Raw genomic sequence first — 17,800 nt, 5'->3', positions numbered from 1 at the left:
GTTTCGGGTAAAAACGAAACAAACTCAAAAAAAATTTAATTACTTAAACTATTCATTAAAAATGAAAGTATTAAAATTTGGCGGTTCATCTGTCGCAAGTTCAGAGAAAATACAAAAAGTCTTAGCTATTGTTGAGGCTGCATCTAAAAAAGAAAAAATAGCCGTAGTAGTTTCTGCATTCGGAAAAACTACCGATAAATTATTAGCTGGTGCTAATGAAGCTTTAGAAGACATTACCACAGCTAAAGAACTTCTAGGAACTGTTAAAGAACTTCATTTTGAAGTAATTGATGATTTAATTGCTAAAAACAAAAAAGAAGTTCACGAAGAAGTTACCTATTTATTTGATAGATTATTATCTATTTACGAAGGTGTTTTCTTACTACAAGAATTATCTGACAAAACATTAGCAAAAGTATATAGTTTTGGAGAAAGACTTTCTTCTTACATTATTGCAAATGCTGCAAAAGAATTGTTTGATGCAGACCATAAAGAAAGTAGAGAATTAATCATTACTAATAATGAGTATTTAAATGCGCAGGTAAACTTTAAAGTCACTAATAATAATATTACTTCATTTTTTGAAGAAAACAAACATCAAGTTGTTGTTTTAGGTGGTTTTATCTCTTCTAATGTTTTTGAAGAAACAACTACTTTAGGTAGAGGTGGTTCTGATTTTACTGCTGCCATTTACGCTGCAGCTTTAGAAGCGAATGAATTGCAAATCTGGACAGACGTTTCTGGTATGTTTACTGCAAACCCTAGAGTTGTAAAACAAGCATATCCTATTTCAGAAATTTCTTACGAAGAAGCAATGGAATTGTCACACTTTGGTGCAAAAGTTTTATATCCACCAACAATTCAACCTGCTTTAAGAAAAGGAATTGCTATTCGTATTAAAAACACGTTCGAACCAGAAAGTGCTGGAACATTGATTTGCAAACACCCAGAAAACGGTAATGAAGTAAAAGGTATTTCTCACATAGAAGACATTAGCTTAATTACTTTAGAAGGTGGGGGAATGGTTGGAATTCCTGGTTTTTCTAAACGTTTATTTGAAACTCTTTCAGTAGCTAAAATAAATGTTGTTTTTATTACACAAGCTTCATCAGAACACTCTATTTGTGTAGGGGTTTTTGAAAACGATGCTGCAAAAGCGAAAGAACTCTTAGACGATACTTTTAGTATAGAAATAGACAAGAAAAAAATAAAACCAATTATTGTTGAAAGTAATTTAGCAATTATTGCCGTGGTTGGTGAAAGCATGAAAAACTACCAAGGTTTAAGCGGACAAATGTTTAGCGCCTTAGGAAGAAACAATGTAAATGTGAGAGCAATTGCACAAGGTTCATCAGAAAAAAATATCTCTGCAGTTATTAACAAATATGATGCAAAGAAAGCTTTAAACACTTTACACGAACAATTCTTTGAAGAAAGAACAAAACAGTTAAACTTATTTGTAACAGGTGTTGGTAATGTTGGTGAGCGCTTTTTAGCACAAATTAATCAACAAAAAAAGTTCTTAAAAGAAAACTTAAAATTAAGTATTAATGTTATCGGAATTGCGAATTCTAGAAAAATGGCTTTCGATGATAATGGTATCGATCTAAATAATTGGAAAGAAGCTTTAGAAAATGGAGAACCTACAACCTTAGATAGCTTCCATAAAAAAGTTAAAGAAAGTAATCATATAAATAGTGTTTTTATAGATAACACAGCAAACCAGCAGGTTTCTGAAATCTATGAAAAATATTTACGTGATAGCATTTCTGTAGTAACTTGTAATAAAATTGCTTGTGCTTCTAGCTTTGATAATTATAAAACCTTAAAACAAGTTTCTAGAAAGTACAATGCTTCTTTCTTATTCGAAACTAATGTTGGTGCAGGTTTACCAATTATTGACACACTTAAAAATTTAATCAACTCTGGAGATAGAGTCAATAAAATTCAGGCTGTGTTATCTGGAAGTTTAAATTTTGTATTCAATAATTTTAATGCTGATTCTACTTTTCATAACGTTGTTGCTGCAGCTCAAAAAGAAGGATATACAGAACCAGATCCAAAAATTGATTTAAGTGGTGTAGATGTTGCTAGAAAAATCTTAATTTTAGCGAGAGAAAGTGGTTATAAAATGGAATTAGAAGACATTGCAAAAAATGCCTTTTTACCGGAGGAAAGCTTAAACACAGATAACAATGATGATTTTTACACATCATTAACTAAAAATGAAGGTCATTTTCAAAATATATTTAAAGAAGCAAACGATAAAGATTGCCGTTTAAAATATGTAGCTGAATTTGTAGACGGAAAAGCTAATGTTGGTTTACAGCACATTCCATCAGATCATCCTTTTTATAATTTAGAAGGAAGTGATAATATTGTGTTATTCTTTACAGACAGATATCCAGAAAATCCTTTAATTATAAAAGGTGCTGGTGCTGGTGCAGATGTTACTGCTTCTGGTATTTTTGCTGATGTAATTAGAATTGCTAATAAATAAAAAAGTATTCAGTTTTCAGTCACAGTTTTCAGTTAGCAACTGACTGAAAACTGTGACTGAAAACTGCTAACTAAAAAAAATATGGATTATTTAAAAATATTTGCTCCTGCCACTGTTGCTAATGTTTCCTGCGGATTTGATTCCCTCGGTTTTGCTGTTGATGCAATTGGAGATGAAATGACCTTTACAAAAACAACAGAGAAAGGTGTTAAAATAACCAATATTACAGGTGCAAACTTAACATACAACGTTGATAAAAATGCTGCAAGTGCCGTCGTTAAAAAATTACTGATTGAAGCAAATGCAGATTTCGGAATTGAATTAACAATCCATAAAGGGTTTTCTCCTGGAAGCGGATTAGGTAGTTCTGCCGCAAGTGCTGCAGGCGCTGCATTTGGTACCAATCAGTTATTAGGGAATGTTTATTCTGATTTAGAGTTGACCAAATTTGCCATGTTTGGTGAAGAGGTTGCTTGCGGAACTCCAATTGCCGACAATGTTTCGGCCGCAATTTATGGAGGATTTGTTTTAGTGAGAAGCTATCATCCTTTAGAAATTATAAAATTACCGGTTCCGAGTGAATTGAGAGTTGTAGCCATTCATCCGCAGGTAGAAGTAAAAACAAAAGATGCTAGAGAGGTTTTACCCACAGAAATTGCATTGAAAGACGCTGTTACACAATGGGCAAATGTTGGCGGTCTAATTAGTGGTTTATATTCTGATAATTACGAGCTAATTAGTAACTCTTTAGTAGATATTATTGTAGAACCTCATCGTAAAAAATTAATTCCGCATTTTGATGATGTCAAAAACGCAGCCATAAAAGCAGGTGCTTTAGGCGCAGGAATTAGTGGATCTGGACCAACAATTTTTGCACTTTGTAAAGGAGATGAAATTGCCAACGAGGTTTACAAAAGCATCGAAGAGAGTTATAAAAATACCGGTATTGACTTTGAAATGTTTATTTCTAAAGTGAATCATGAAGGAATGAAAATAATTGAAAGCAAATAAAAACATCTCGATACAATTTCTCTAAAAAGAGAAATCACTCGATGTGACAGCACGCTTGTCAGTTCGAATATTTTTTGAGAAACGAAAAAATTATATCGAGAACTAATTAAAAAAATCACAAAATGAACTATTACAGTTTACACCATAAATCGCCAAAATCTACTTTTAAAAATGCAGTTGTAGAGGGTTTAGCAAAAGACAGAGGAATTTATTTTCCAGATAACATTCAACAACTTTCAAAAGATTTTATTGAAAACATTTCTGATTATTCGAATCATGAAATTGCATACGAAGTAATCAAACAATTTGTAGGTGATGAAATTCCTGCTGAAAAATTAAAAGAGATTGTAGCAAATACGGTTTCCTTCGATTTTCCTTTGGTAAAAGTTGATGATAATATTGCTTCTTTAGAATTGTTTCATGGGCCAACCATGGCTTTTAAAGATGTTGGTGCTAAGTTTATGGCACAATGTTTAGAGTATTTCAATAAAGATAGCGATGACGAAGTAACCGTTTTAGTGGCGACTTCTGGAGACACCGGCGGTGCAGTTGCTAACGGATTTTTAGGTGCAAAAGGCGTAAATGTTGTTATTTTATATCCTTCAGGAAAAGTTAGTGATATTCAAGAAAAACAATTGACAACTTTGGGTCAGAATATTACCGCATTAGAAGTAGACGGTGTTTTTGATGATTGCCAAGAAATGGTAAAAACTGCTTTTTTAGATGAAGAAATAACCAAAACATTAACCTCAGCAAACTCTATAAACGTTGCGCGTTGGCTACCTCAAATGTTCTACTTTTTCTTTGCTTATAAAGAATTACATAAAAAACATAAAGACATCATATTTTCTGTACCAAGTGGAAACTTCGGAAACATCTGCGCAGGAATCATGGCTCAAAAATTAGGTTTACCAATTAAACACTTTGTAGCCTCTACAAATGTGAACGACACGGTTCCTAATTATTTAATTGATGGCGTTTACAAACCAAAACCATCTAAAGCAACCATTTCTAACGCTATGGATGTTGGTAACCCAAGTAACTTTATTAGAATACAAGAATTATTCAATAATGATTTAGAAGCTCTTAAAAGCGCTTTTTCTTCGTATAGTTTCTCTGATGATGAAACGCGTGCTACTATGAAAGAAATCTACGCAAACTCTGGTTACGTTGCAGATCCTCATGGAGCTGTTGGTTATTTAGGATTAAAGAAACACGGATTAAAAGAAAACGAATTTGGAGTTTTTCTAGAAACCGCACATCCAGTGAAGTTTTTAGACGTTGTAGAAGAAACGCTACCAGTTAAAGTAGCAATTCCGGAACAAATTAAGAAAGTGATAAACAATAAGAAAGTAGCTTTTAAAGCCTCTAACTATCAAGATTTAAAAGATTTTCTTTTAAAGTAAAAAGAAAAAAGGATAACATTAATTTGTTATCCTTTTTTCTTTTTATATTTTTTATTTCTTGGCATTTACCATCCAATTTATACCAAATTCATCTGTACACCTTCCATAAAAACCCCATTCCTTTTCTGCGAATCGGGTATGTGTAATTCCATTTTTAGATAAATCATTAAAAACAGACTCCGCTTCATGTTTGTCGTTAAAATCAACACTCATATGAACCTGATTTCCTGAATTTATTGGTGTATCTGGAGCAGCATCATAGGCCATAAAACCTACTCCTTTACCTTTTAACTCTGCATGCTGTAACTTTTTTCTATACGAAGAAGGAACATCTATTTTTTTATCTTCATAAGTTGTCTTGTTTTCTATTTTTGCGTTAAATAATTCTCCATAAAAATTTAATGCTTCTTGACAATTTCCATTAAATGCTAAATATGATTGTACTTTCATGTTTATAAATTTTAAAGATTAATATTCTATTTCATTACAAAAATAAAGTTTATGCAGAATCCCTTTTAACTGAGATGATATTTATATTAACGCTATCTGTTTAATAAACATGAAGCTAAAAGACTAAAAAAGAGACATAAAACATCAAAAGCATAACAACATTTAATACTCCGTCTACTTACAAACTATTAAAGATATTTAAATAGTAACTTTGGATGTAATAGCCACACCTTTTAACTAACCTAATTATATCATCTAAAAAAAAGGTAATATTTCTACATTCCAAGAAAATAAATTTGACAACATAAAACTACAAATGAATAGCTACAGCGTAAAACTAATAAAAGATACAGAAATAAATATTTCAGCAGAAGGCAATAATTCAATCTGGAAAAAAGCAAATACTTTAACCAATTTTACATCTCCTTGGGATGAAAAACCAGTAAAGAAAATAGAATTTAAAGCCCTTCATAATTCAGAAAAAATATTTTTCCAATTTAAAGTAGAAGATCATCAGACACACATACATCCTGCTAAAGATAAAAATGAAAGTATAAATGATTCCGATCGAGTAGAATTATTTTTTAGAAGTAACGCTTCTTTAGATCCATATTACTGTTTAGAAATAGACACCACAGGTAGAATTATGGATTTTAAAGCTCGCCCAAATAGAGAATTCGATTTTAATTGGAATTGGCCCACACAAGAAATAGCAGTTAAGACGTCAGTAAACAAAAATAACTTTATTGTAGAAATTGAAATTTTAATTCAATCTTTAAAAAATTTAAATTTGTTAAAAGATGGTAGTATAGAAACAGGAATTTACAGAGCAAAATACAACCAACAAGAAGACAATACATTTAAACCTACTTGGATTACTTGGATAAATCCAAACACAGAAACTCCTGATTTTCATACACCAACCTCATTTGGCGTATTAATACTTGATCAGTAATCTTACAAAACCGTCACAATTACAGTCACAAAAAACAACTAAAAATAAAAAACCCTTTTAATCTAATGATTAAAAGGGTTTGCAGTTGGCCTACAAGGACTCGAACCTTGAATGTCGGTACCAAAAACCGGTGTGTTACCAATTACACCATAGGCCAATACTGTAATGCGGGTGCAAATTTAAACCTTTATTTAGAACCTGCAAACATTTTTTGATTTTTTTTACATTTAACAAACATTTATGATGAAATATCCCCTTATAAAAGCAACACGCAACTAATTTAATTCATATTTATTAGTAAATTCGCCACACATTATTAAAACGACTATGACATCAGCAAACTTTAAAAAATGGGACATCATCTTAGGATGGGCAACATTTGTAATTGCTTTAATTACATACTACCTTACATTAGAACCAACTGTGAGTGCCTGGGATTGTGGAGAGTACATTTCTACATCCGTTAAACTAGAAGTTGGACATCCACCAGGAGCGCCTTTATTTCAAATGTTAGGTGCATTTTTTGCAATGTTTACTACAGATATTACTCATATCGCTAAAATGGTAAACTTTATGTCTGCATTGGCAAGTGCGTTCACTATTTTATTTATGTTTTGGACTATTTCTAATTTAGCTTTAAAACTTGCTTTAAAAAATGGTGAAGGTTCAGAAGGAAAATATATAGCAATTTTAGGAAGTTCTGTTGTAGGAGCTTTGGCATACACTTTTTCAGATAGTTTTTGGTTTAGTGCCGTAGAAGGAGAAGTATACGCAATGTCATCTTTTTTAATGGCTTTATTATTCTGGTTAGGTTTAAAGTGGGAAAGCGAACTACACACAGCTAGAGGAAACAAATGGTTAATTTTAATCAGTTTTGTGGTAGGATTATCATTTGGAGTACACATTCTTTCATTGTTGGTTATACCTGCAATCGTAATGCTATATTTCTTTAAGACGTATAAAAACATCAACATAAAAACAACTGCAATTGCAACCGTAATTTCTGTTTTAGCGTTAATGTTTGTTTTTAAATTCTTATTTCCGTTTACATTAAAATTCTTTAGTGCTTCTGAGTTGTTTTTTATCAATTCGATAGGAATGCCTTATAACTCTGGAAGTATTATTGCAGCCATTATTTTAGTTGTTTTATTTTACTTAGGATTAAAATATACACGTAAGAAAAATAAAATTCACGCAAACACACTAGTTCTTTCTGTATTGTTTATTATGATTGGTTTTTCTTCTTGGATGATGTTACCAATTAGAGCAAACGCAAACACAACTATTAACGAGAATAATCCTTCTAGTGCGCGAGAATTATTAGCATATTATGATCGTGAACAATATGGAGATGCAAATGTTTTTTACGATACGTATTATTCAAATTCTTACGACAGAGAGCAAGACGCTAAGAATCCTTACAAGGATGATAAGCCAAAATATGAGAAATTAAACGGTAAATACGAGATTGTAAATAATTACGAAGGCGTTGTACCAAATTGGTCTGACAAGCACAAAGGTTTTATACCAAGAATGGTAAACCCAGCTTCAGAAAAAATGTATAAATCTATTGCGGGTATTCCACAGAACAGTAAACGTAGACCTACATTTGCAGAGAATGTAAAGTTTATGATGAGCTATCAGTTTGGCTATATGTACGGACGTTATTTTATGTGGAATTTTGTTGGAAGACAAAACGATATACAAGGAAACTTAGATGTTTTTAACGGAAATTGGATTAGTGGAATTAATGCATTAGATGAAATGAGATTAGGTTCACAACAGGATCTGCCTTCTCAAACCTTAGAAAACAAAGGAAGAAACAAATACTACTTTTTACCGTTAATTTTAGGTATTATAGGTTTATTGTATCAAATTAAATGGGATAAGGAAAATTTCTTTACGCTCTTCTTATTCTTTGCGTTTACAGGATTTGCTATTATATTTTATACAAATCCAAAACCATTTGAACCTAGAGAAAGAGATTATGCTGTTGTAGGTAGTTTTTACATTTTTGCCATTTGGATTGGCTTTGGTGTACTTGCATTGTATGAATATTTAAAGAATTTTGCCAATAAAAAAATGGTAGCCATTGCGGTTTCTTTAGTTTCACTTTTAGCTGTACCAACGTTAATGGCTGCTCAAAACTGGGATGATCATGATCGTTCTAATAGATACACAACACACTTAAACGCAAAAGCGTATTTACAAAGTTGTGATGAAAATGCCATTATGTTTACCATTGGAGACAACGATACGTTCCCACTTTGGTACATGCAAGAAGTAGAAGATTTTAGAACAGATGTAAAACTAGTAAATACTTCTTTATTTGCGACTCCTTGGTACATAGACCAAATGAAACGAGCAACTTATAAGGCTGCTCCTATTCCATCTCAATTAGAGCATCACCAATACAAATACGGAACTTTAGATGTGGCTTATTCTATGGATCATCCGCGTTTTAAAGATTCTGTAATGACTATTAAAAACTTTATGCGTTGGATTGCTTCAGATAGTGATGCAACTTATGTAGAAACAGAAAATGGTCAGAAAGAAAAGTTTTATCCAACCAATAAAATAAGACTTCCTGTAAACAAAGAAGCGGTCTTAAAAAGCGGAATTGTAGCACAAAAAGATGCTGATAAAATTTTACCATACATAGACATTACTATTGATGATAGAGCTTTATTTAAGAACAGAATTTTAATGTTAGATATTCTTGCCAATAACAATTGGGAAAGACCAATTTACTTTACAGGTGGCGCCAATGCTGCAGAAGAGTATCTTTGGTTAAAAGATTACCTACAATTAGATGGTTTGGCTTATAAGTTAGTACCCATTAAAACTCCTATGGCTAATAAAAGCTTGTTTGATATGGGAAGAATTGACACCGAAAAAATGTACACTAATATTCAGAAATGGGATTGGAGAAACATTAACGACGGTAAAATTTATTTAGACGAACAAACGAAGAGAAATTCAATTTCTATGCGTAATAGCCTATTGCGATTATCTGAAGCTTTCGCAAAAGAAGGAGACACTGCAAAAGCACTAGAAATTTTAGATTTATCACTAGATAAAATGCCTATTAAAGACTTTGATCATTATAGTTTATCTATGGGATACCCTGAGTCTTATTATAAATTAAGAGATAGTAAAAAAGCTAGAGAAACCGCTAGAACATTAATAGACTTATTTAAAGAAAAACTAATTTGGCTAAGCACCTTCTCAATGGAAGATACTGAATTGGTTTTTGACGACATAGACACGACGCTTTACATGTACAGAAACATTATTACACAAGTAGAACAAGGCGAAGTAGATAAAGAATATTTAGAATCTTTACAAAATGAATTTATAAGCATTGTAAAACTATTTGATCATCTAATGCCAGATGAAGAATAACACCTTTTAAATGAAAAGTTATTTCCCCAGAACGCCACGTTTTATGATGAGATTTTTCTCTACATATACGTGGCGTTTTCTTTCTGATAAAAAAGAGATTTTTCTCACTTTTGATGATGGACCTACGCCAGAAATCACCGAGTTTGTTTTAACGGAATTAAAGAAGTACAACGCAAAAGCCACCTTTTTTTGTATTGGAAAAAACATACAAAATCACCCAGAAATATTTAGTAAACTTATTTCTGATGGCCATAGCATTGGCAACCATACCCAAAACCATTTAAAAGGCTGGAAAAGTGAAACCAACGCCTATGTAAAAAATGCTTTAGAATGCGAGCAAACAATTAAACAATTTAACAGTTCAACAATTACACAGAAACTCTTTAGACCTCCATACGGAAAAATAAAAAAGAATCAAGCGAAACAATTAATTAAAAAAGGTTACAAAATTATTATGTGGAGTGTTTTATCCGCAGATTTTGACACAACAATTTCTAATGAAAAGTGTTTAGAGAACGTTTTAAAAAATACTGAACCAGGAAGTATTATTGTTTTTCATGATAGCGTAAAAGCAGCCGAAAGAATGAAATATGCGCTACCTAAAGTATTAAAACATTTTTCTGATAAAGGATTTTTTTTTAAGGCGATATAAGAGTTACAGGATATCTTTTATAAAACGTACCACATAGCAACATAAAAAACATAAGGTTTTTATTTTACTTGAAAAAAGTAAACAACACCTCAAAATGTCATTTCGAAATGAGCCTTTTCGGCGATTGAAAAATCTAAAAATCTATTTTGATCATCCACCCAACATCTCGATACAAGTTTTATGAAAAATAAAATTCACTCGATGTGACAGTTCGATAATTTATTTGAGAAAGCAATTAAGTCCAATTAAAGGAACAGTTTTTGTAAGCCTAACATTATACTCGAAATAAAACATAATGAAAAACGTATTCTCCATTTTAATCTTACTTGTTTTAGTAAGTTGTAGTAGCAAAACAGACAAAAAAAATAATTCGATAATTGGAATGGAATCTTCTAACAGAAATTTTAAAGATATACCTCAACTTAAAAATTACGTTAAAGTAAGTGATACAAGTATTTATAAAAGTAACGCAGCAGATAAATACGGAATTCTTCATTTAAAAAATGAAGCGAATCATTTAGTAATTTTTAAAGGAATTATAACAGACTCCATTAATAAGGTTAGCTATAAAATTTTAGATACTTTAAGCATTTCTAATTTAAAGAAACCCCAATTTATTACCATAGGTTATTGTAATATTAAAAGCGATAACAAGGCAAATATTATTGCAATTGTAGATAAAACAGATAGTTTAAAAATTAAAAATATTAAAAAAGTTTGGATGGCAAATACAACTTCAGAGAAAATAGAACTAGAAAACAACTTAAACGGAATTGATTGTTTTAATGAGTTTTTTACTAAATAATAAATGTCAAGAAAATTTTAGATAATAAGAAAAAGTAGATTAAACTCCCAAATGTCATTTCGAAATGAGCCTTTTCGGCGATTGAGAAATCTCATAACAATTGAAATACAAAACGAATCTTCCTTATGCAATTTCTCCCAAAAGTTCGAAATAACAAAACTGCATGTCATCAATTTCGTTTGTAATTTTACAAAAAAACAACATACTAATTATCAGTAAACACTCACTCAATCCTTACAATAAGAAAAGTTAGCAAACATGTTCTAGCCTTGATTGAACCTTTCGACAAGCTCCTTCCTTTTTCGGTCAGTTTTAGTGAATTTCCAAGAACAAAAAAGATGTATCGAGAAGAGAAAAAGAAAGAGATAGCCTTTCTACCCCCTCAAGGTAAATTCAAGCAGGAAATAGCTTCTAAAAAGATTAAAGATACTTTAGCACTAAACCAATTAAAGTGTTTGCGTCTTGAGCACCTGTTTGACGCCATTTCATTTCGCCATTTTTATAAATCATAAAAGTAGGATTTCCTTTTACGAGTAACGCTTCTGCAAGCGCTTCATTTTTAGCGATGTCAATCTTAATTACTTTGGCTTTATCACCTAAAACAGCAGCAACATCTCTTAAAGTATGTACGGTATCATCTACCTCGCTCCAATCTTTATAAAAGTCAATTAGAACAGGCTTTTCAGCACTTATTAAATCACCAAATTTTGCCATAATATAGATTTTTTAAGGGGGAAAAAATGTATAAATAGTTACTTGTAACTTAACAAATATATAGAAAAGTAATTAAATGGTCTGAGGATCAGCCTTTTTTCAATTCTATCACCGTAATTTCTGGCCAAATACCTACTCTACCTGGAAATGCATGATACCCAAAACCTCGGTTTACGTTGATAAACCTACCTGCTTCTTCATACAAACCTGCCCATTGTTTGTAGACATATTTAGACGGACTCCATTTTAACCAACCCGGAATTTCAATACCCATTTGCAAACCATGTGTATGACCACTTAACGTAAGTTGATAGTTAAAAGGGTCTTCTTTCACTTTGTACTCCCAATGACTTGGATCGTGACTCATTAAGATTTTAAAATCTTCTTTTTTGATGTTTGCTGACGCCCTTGCAAGGTCTCCCGCTTGGTTGAATCCTTTTCCCCAGTTTTCAACTCCTAACAAAGCAATTTTTTGTCCGTCTTTCTCTAAATAACGATGTTCGTCTAGCAATAAATCGAACCCAATCTTTTGGTGAATGTCTTTTACTTTTTGAAAGTTATCTATTTTGTCTTGCGGATTGTCCCAATCCATATAATCGCCATAATCATGATTCCCAAGTATGGAATACTTACCATCTTTTGCTTCCAACTTATCAAAAACATCCATCCAGTTATCCATTTCATCTGCTTTATTATTCACAATATCACCTGTAAATAACATTATGTCCGATTTTTGCTGATTGATTAAATCGACGCCATATTTAATTTTTTCTTTGTTGGTAAAACTCCCAGAATGAATGTCTGAAATTTGTGTGATTGTATAACCATCAAAAGCATCTGGTAAATCTTTAAAACTTAATTGGTATTTTAAAACTTTGTAATTGTATTTTCCTTGAATAATTCCGTAGATGAAAGCTGCAAATGGAATGGCTGCCAAACCCAAAGCAATTTGCGAAATAAATTTTCTTCTACCTACAAGTTGTTTTGTTTCTTCGCTAGAAACTGCAGAAAATAATTTTAGAACCCAACGATATGCATCTTCTCCAAAAAGCAAGATGATAATCACCAATTTAGGAATAGAAATTGTAAGCAACAAACCAACAGCCATTTGAAACTGCGGCGTTTGCCCTACGCTTCTAGAATATGTTAAGAAAGTGATGAAAAAATTAATATATACCGCGATACTTATCAATAAAAAAGAATAACGAACTATTTTACTTTTAGAAACTGTTTTAAACGCTTGAAACGTATAAATTTCTACAAGCGTGATAACAATTGTTAATATGATTAAAGGAAAAACCCAACGTGGCATAAATAAATTTTAAAATGTTGGCAAAGGTAGGTTTTTAAGTTTCGATTGGATTTTAACGTCTTGTTAAAGTTTTGTACCTTTCTCGCATCTCAAAAAACACTATTTTTGAGGTCAAATTTTCATCAATTTAAACCACAAAACAAATATAATGTCAGATCAAAAAAGAGTTTTTTTAGTGGATGCTTTTGCATTAATTTTTAGAGGATATTATGCTTTTATAAAAAACCCAAGAATTAACAGCAAAGGTTTAGACACATCTGCAATTATGGGGTTTATGAACTCGCTTTTAGACGTAATAAAACGTGAAAGACCAGATCATTTAGCGGTTTGTTTTGATAAAGGCGGAAGTGTAGACAGAGTAGAAATGTTTGAAGCTTATAAAGCCAACCGAGATGAAACTCCGGAAGCTATAAAGTTAGCGGTTCCTTACATTCAAGAAATCTTAAAAGCCATGCACATTCCTATTATGGTAAAAGAAGGTTTTGAGGCAGATGATGTTATTGGAACACTTTCTAAACAAGCAGAAAAAGAGGGTTACAAAACCTATATGGTAACGCCAGATAAGGATTTTGCACAATTAGTTTCTGAAAATATTTTTATGTACAAACCTCGTTTTGGTGGTGGTTACGATATTTGGGGCGTTGATGAAGTGAAAGAAAAATTTGGAGTTGAAAATCCGGAGCAAGTCATCGATTTCTTAGGAATGATGGGAGATTCTGCGGATAATATCCCAGGTTTACCTGGAGTTGGAGAAAAAACAGCTAAAAAGTTTTTGGCTGCTTACGGTTCTATGGAAAATCTTTTAGCAAATACGCACGAGCTAAAAGGGAAAATGAAGGAGAAAATAGAAGCAAACGGAGAATTAGGTTTACTTTCTAAACAATTGGCAACAATTATGTTGGATGTCCCGGTAACTTTTGACGCCAAAGATTTTGAATTAGATCAGCCAGATAAAGAAAAGGTAACAGAACTTTTTAACGAACTAGAATTCAGGAATTTATTAACCAATTTCCTACGAACTTTTGCTGTTGAAAATGCTGAAAAAGCAAATTCTGCCGAAAATTCTATAGATGTTCCTTCGAGTGCAGTTGAGAAGTCATCAACTAAAAAAGCAGCCCCAGTTCCTGAAGGTCAGTTTGATTTATTTGCGGCACCAGGAAGCGGAAGCGTTTCTGAAGAAGAAATTGCATCTGGTTTTAAATCGATAAAAGATACGAATCATTTTTATCAACATATAGATTCGCCTTTTGCTAGAAAATTATTACTGAATAAGTTAATGGAGCAAACTTCGGTTTGTTTTGATACAGAAACTACAGGTTTAAGAGCTCTGGAAGTAGAATTAATCGGAATTGCTTTTTCTTACGAAGTTGGTAAAGGATATTATGTTTCTTTTCCGGAAGATCAAGAAGAAACCAAAGCAATTTTAGAAGAATTTCGTCCGTTTTTCACATCCGAAGGAATTGAAAAAATTGGGCATAATTTAAAGTATGATATTAAAGTATTATCGAATTATGAAATGCCTGTAAAAGGGAAATTATTTGATACCATGATTGCGCATTATTTAATCAATCCAGATATGCGTCATAATATGGATATGTTGGCAGAAACGTATTTGAATTATCAGCCAGTTTCTATTGTAGATTTAATTGGTAAAAAAGGGAAAAATCAACTTTCTATGCGTGTTGTTCCGGTTGCAGATCAGACTGAATATGCAGTGGAAGATGCAGACATTACGTTTCAATTGAAACAACTTTTTACGGGTGAATTAGAAAGTGGAAATGTTTCTACTCTTTTTAAGGATATCGAATTGCCTTTGGTTTCGGTTTTAACCGCCATGGAAATAGAGGGAATTAACATTAATATCGATTTCTTAAAAGAATTATCTATTGCCTTAACGGATGACATCAACAGACTAGAAAAAAATATTTACGAGCAAGCAGGCGAAGAATTTAATATTGCTTCACCAAAACAATTAGGAATTGTGTTGTTCGAGAAAATGGAATTGGTTAAAAAACCTAAAAAGACAAAAACGGGTCAGTATAAAACCGGTGAAGATATTTTATCCTTTTTAGCAAAAGACCACAAAATTATTAGAGATATTCAAGAATATCGTCAGTATAAAAAATTACAAAGCACGTATGTAGATGCTTTACCAAATGAAGTGAATCCGAAAACGGGAAGAATTCATACAGAATACATGCAAGCGGTTGCTGCAACGGGAAGATTGAGTTCTAACAACCCGAATTTACAAAACATTCCTATTAGAACTGAAAGAGGAAAAGAAGTTCGTAAATCATTTATCCCTAGAGATGAAAATTATGTATTATTAGCAGCAGATTATTCTCAAATAGAATTAAGAATTATTGCGGCTTTAAGTGAAGAAGAAAACATGATGGAAGCTTTTAAAAATGGCGAAGATATTCATGCTTCTACCGCTGCAAAAGTTTTTAACGTTCCGTTGGATGAAGTTACAAGAGAACAAAGAAGTAACGCCAAAACAGTCAATTTCGGAATTGTATATGGAGTTTCGGCATTCGGATTAAGTAATCAAACTGATTTATCTAGAAGTGAAGCAAAAGAATTAATTGATACGTATTATGAAACCTATCCGAAGTTAAAAGCATACATGGCTGCACAAGTAGATTTTGCTAGAGAACATGGCTATGTAGAAACTATTTTAAATAGACGTCGATATTTAAAAGACATCAATTCTAGAAATGCCATGGTTAGATCTGGTGCAGAAAGAAATGCTGTAAATGCTCCTATTCAGGGTTCTGCCGCAGACATTATAAAACTAGCGATGATTAACATACATAATCGTTTTGAAAAAGAAGGTTTTAAATCTAAAATGTTATTACAAGTGCATGATGAATTGGTTTTTGATGCGCATAAAGACGAGTTAGAAATTATTAGACCAATTATTAAACACGAAATGGAAAATGCTTTTAAAATGAGTGTTCCTTTAGATGTTGAAATGGGAATTGGAGAAAACTGGTTACAGGCACATTAAAAATTAAACGATGAAATATTTAAGACTTTTAATCATCATTACCCTATTTGCTTCGTGTTCTAAAAACATCTATCAAGTATCTAAAAACACGTATCATAAAAAGGCAAAACAACTCGGAAAATCTCTCGTTAAAATTGCCCCAGACACCATAGGAAACAGAACGACTAAAGTTATAGAATCTCAGAATTTTAATTTGAGAAAACCTAATATTGTTGTCATACATCACACGGCTCAAGATAGCTGTATGCAAACCTATAAAACCTTTGCTTTAGAGCTTACACAAGTAAGCTCTCACTACGTAATTTGCGATGATGGAACCATTACTCAAATGCTACACGACCTTGTTAGAGGTTGGCATGCTGGTAATGGAAGTTGGGGTAAAAACACCGACATAAACAGTTCTTCTATTGGTATTGAATTAGATAATAATGGTAAAGAACCTTTTTCTTATGCTCAAATTAATAGTTTGACTTCCTTACTAGAAAAACTGTCTAAAAAGTATAAAATACCTGCGCAAAATATTATTGGTCATTCTGATATTGCTCCTGGAAGAAAAACAGATCCGAGTGCATTATTTCCTTGGAAATCATTAGCAGAAAGTGGTTTTGGAATTTGGTATGATGAAGAAGATTTAAAAACGGTAACACTTCCGGTAGATTTTGATACTACTTTGGCATTAAAATATATTGGCTATAATACTAGCAATATAAAAAATGCTATTTATTCTTTTAAACTTCATTTTAACTCAGATGAAGTATCTCATGAATTATCAGAAAAAGATAAAAAGATATTATTTTTAGTGATGAAGGAAGTTTAAACTATTTTCATCAATTATTCTTTACACCTCACTTTCTACTAAAACTTGTAGAGAAACTTATTAAAACACCCTAAAATGGAATTAGATTATATTGAAAACATAGACGGACACGATCAGAATATTGTTCGTTTGTACAATTTTGACAAAGCAGAAGCAATTCTATTTAGAGACTTAATTGTAGATACCATTATTGATAAAAAACAAAAGTTAGATTTAGCTACCTTAGATTTTATAACGCCACGTAATTGCAATTTAATCTTCGGGTTATTTAAAACTGATGAAGGAATTTTAACCAAAGATAACGAAACTTTTTTCTGCATTTTAACCCTAGAAGGGTTTACAAATATGGCAAGACTTTTGGAGCCTTTTTGCAAAAAAGAGTCTAAAGGGTATGAGTATTTATATGAAATTGACAACCCTACAGATTTATTATTTTGTCCTACGGCTACTTTTGATGAGGAGTGAATAATCTTATAAATATTTAACTCTAGTGAATCATTCTTTTGCCATCCAATATTCAAATAACCTATAATCAACTGAAAAAAAAACAAGTTGACACTATTCTTTTTTATACTTAAAGAGCTGTAAAACTGAAAAGATTTTTTAAAAAACCACCAAATATTTATCTGAACCAAAACAATCATAGATAGGAAGGTCAGATTATTGTCCAATTTACATATAATATAAAATTATTGAGTTATACGTTTAGCTTCTGTTTTATTTGATTTTGATAAACTGGTTTGGCAACTACCATTCTTTCAAT

The 17,800-nt window shown here is 31.8% G+C and carries 13 protein-coding genes and 1 tRNA gene; 10 read left to right on the top strand and 4 right to left on the bottom strand.

Annotated elements, in window-relative coordinates; translation table 11 throughout:
• Positions 1-61 precede the first annotated feature (61 nt).
• From thrA to thrC, 3 genes are all read left to right on the top strand, one after another.
• Positions 62-2,500: a bifunctional aspartate kinase/homoserine dehydrogenase I gene (thrA, locus tag GQS57_RS17535; RefSeq protein ID WP_165734278.1), complete on the top strand. Its 2,439-nt coding sequence runs from the start codon at positions 62-64 to the stop codon at positions 2,498-2,500.
• A gap of 81 nt (positions 2,501-2,581) precedes the next feature.
• Positions 2,582-3,511 (top strand): homoserine kinase, encoded by a 930-nt coding sequence (locus tag GQS57_RS17530; RefSeq protein WP_165734277.1) that lies wholly within the window; start codon positions 2,582-2,584, stop codon positions 3,509-3,511.
• 122 nt (positions 3,512-3,633) lie between these two features.
• Positions 3,634-4,917, top strand: a complete 1,284-nt coding sequence (gene thrC / locus GQS57_RS17525; RefSeq protein WP_165734276.1) for a threonine synthase — start codon at positions 3,634-3,636, stop codon at positions 4,915-4,917.
• Between the two features lie 51 nt (positions 4,918-4,968).
• On the opposite strand, the gene GQS57_RS17520 is transcribed toward thrC, so the two are convergent.
• On the bottom strand, positions 4,969-5,367 hold the full coding sequence (locus GQS57_RS17520) for a VOC family protein (protein WP_165734275.1): 399 nt from the start codon (positions 5,365-5,367) through the stop codon (positions 4,969-4,971).
• A gap of 316 nt (positions 5,368-5,683) precedes the next feature.
• Between GQS57_RS17520 and GQS57_RS17515 the strand changes: the two genes are divergently transcribed.
• Complete coding sequence (locus GQS57_RS17515) at positions 5,684-6,322, top strand: carbohydrate-binding family 9-like protein (RefSeq protein WP_165734274.1); 639 nt, start codon at positions 5,684-5,686, stop codon at positions 6,320-6,322.
• 85 nt (positions 6,323-6,407) lie between these two features.
• On the opposite strand, the gene GQS57_RS17510 is transcribed toward GQS57_RS17515, so the two are convergent.
• A tRNA-Gln gene (locus tag GQS57_RS17510) sits at positions 6,408-6,479 on the bottom strand.
• A gap of 170 nt (positions 6,480-6,649) precedes the next feature.
• On the opposite strand from GQS57_RS17510, the gene GQS57_RS17505 reads away from it, so the two are divergent.
• The 3 genes from GQS57_RS17505 to GQS57_RS17495 all read left to right on the top strand — a co-directional run bounded on the left by GQS57_RS17505 (position 6,650) and on the right by GQS57_RS17495 (position 11,184).
• Positions 6,650-9,727: a DUF2723 domain-containing protein gene (locus tag GQS57_RS17505; RefSeq protein ID WP_165734273.1), complete on the top strand. Its 3,078-nt coding sequence runs from the start codon at positions 6,650-6,652 to the stop codon at positions 9,725-9,727.
• Between the two features lie 10 nt (positions 9,728-9,737).
• Entirely contained in the window at positions 9,738-10,379 is a 642-nt protein-coding gene (locus GQS57_RS17500) for a polysaccharide deacetylase family protein (RefSeq protein ID WP_205860297.1), read from the top strand.
• Positions 10,380-10,674: 295 nt separating this feature from the next.
• Positions 10,675-11,184, top strand: a complete 510-nt coding sequence (locus GQS57_RS17495) for a hypothetical protein (RefSeq protein WP_165734272.1) — start codon at positions 10,675-10,677, stop codon at positions 11,182-11,184.
• A gap of 420 nt (positions 11,185-11,604) precedes the next feature.
• Here GQS57_RS17495 and GQS57_RS17490 read toward each other — a convergent pair whose 3' ends face one another.
• Together GQS57_RS17490 and GQS57_RS17485 are read right to left on the bottom strand one after the other, a co-directional pair.
• Positions 11,605-11,898, bottom strand: a complete 294-nt coding sequence (locus GQS57_RS17490) for a co-chaperone YbbN (RefSeq protein WP_165734271.1) — start codon at positions 11,896-11,898, stop codon at positions 11,605-11,607.
• 88 nt (positions 11,899-11,986) lie between these two features.
• A complete protein-coding gene (locus tag GQS57_RS17485) occupies positions 11,987-13,210 on the bottom strand; it encodes a metallophosphoesterase (RefSeq protein ID WP_165734270.1) in 1,224 nt (407 codons plus the stop codon).
• 148 nt (positions 13,211-13,358) lie between these two features.
• Here GQS57_RS17485 and polA point away from each other — a divergent pair, with 148 nt between their 5' ends.
• From polA to GQS57_RS17470, 3 genes are all read left to right on the top strand, one after another.
• A complete protein-coding gene (gene polA, locus GQS57_RS17480) occupies positions 13,359-16,220 on the top strand; it encodes a DNA polymerase I (RefSeq protein ID WP_165734269.1) in 2,862 nt (953 codons plus the stop codon).
• Positions 16,221-16,230: 10 nt separating this feature from the next.
• On the top strand, positions 16,231-17,037 hold the full coding sequence (locus tag GQS57_RS17475) for an N-acetylmuramoyl-L-alanine amidase (protein ID WP_165734268.1): 807 nt from the start codon (positions 16,231-16,233) through the stop codon (positions 17,035-17,037).
• Between the two features lie 75 nt (positions 17,038-17,112).
• Entirely contained in the window at positions 17,113-17,502 is a 390-nt protein-coding gene (locus tag GQS57_RS17470) for a hypothetical protein (protein ID WP_165734267.1), read from the top strand.
• Positions 17,503-17,800: the final 298 nt, after the last annotated feature.

The organism is Polaribacter sp. 20A6 (assembly GCF_011378915.1).
Classification (GTDB): domain Bacteria; phylum Bacteroidota; class Bacteroidia; order Flavobacteriales; family Flavobacteriaceae; genus Polaribacter; species Polaribacter sejongensis.
Note: the sequence above shows the minus strand (reverse complement) of the source record. Positions and strands in the feature narration are given on the sequence as shown.

Coding starts and splice junctions, on each gene's coding strand:
- thrA (WP_165734278.1), top strand. CDS start 62: ATGAAAGTATTAAAATTTGGCGGTTCATCTGTCGCAAGTTCAGAGAAA.
- GQS57_RS17530 (WP_165734277.1), top strand. CDS start 2,582: ATGGATTATTTAAAAATATTTGCTCCTGCCACTGTTGCTAATGTTTCC.
- thrC (WP_165734276.1), top strand. CDS start 3,634: ATGAACTATTACAGTTTACACCATAAATCGCCAAAATCTACTTTTAAA.
- GQS57_RS17520 (WP_165734275.1), bottom strand. CDS start 5,367: ATGAAAGTACAATCATATTTAGCATTTAATGGAAATTGTCAAGAAGCA.
- GQS57_RS17515 (WP_165734274.1), top strand. CDS start 5,684: ATGAATAGCTACAGCGTAAAACTAATAAAAGATACAGAAATAAATATT.
- GQS57_RS17505 (WP_165734273.1), top strand. CDS start 6,650: ATGACATCAGCAAACTTTAAAAAATGGGACATCATCTTAGGATGGGCA.
- GQS57_RS17500 (WP_205860297.1), top strand. CDS start 9,738: ATGAAAAGTTATTTCCCCAGAACGCCACGTTTTATGATGAGATTTTTC.
- GQS57_RS17495 (WP_165734272.1), top strand. CDS start 10,675: ATGAAAAACGTATTCTCCATTTTAATCTTACTTGTTTTAGTAAGTTGT.
- GQS57_RS17490 (WP_165734271.1), bottom strand. CDS start 11,898: ATGGCAAAATTTGGTGATTTAATAAGTGCTGAAAAGCCTGTTCTAATT.
- GQS57_RS17485 (WP_165734270.1), bottom strand. CDS start 13,210: ATGCCACGTTGGGTTTTTCCTTTAATCATATTAACAATTGTTATCACG.
- polA (WP_165734269.1), top strand. CDS start 13,359: ATGTCAGATCAAAAAAGAGTTTTTTTAGTGGATGCTTTTGCATTAATT.
- GQS57_RS17475 (WP_165734268.1), top strand. CDS start 16,231: ATGAAATATTTAAGACTTTTAATCATCATTACCCTATTTGCTTCGTGT.
- GQS57_RS17470 (WP_165734267.1), top strand. CDS start 17,113: ATGGAATTAGATTATATTGAAAACATAGACGGACACGATCAGAATATT.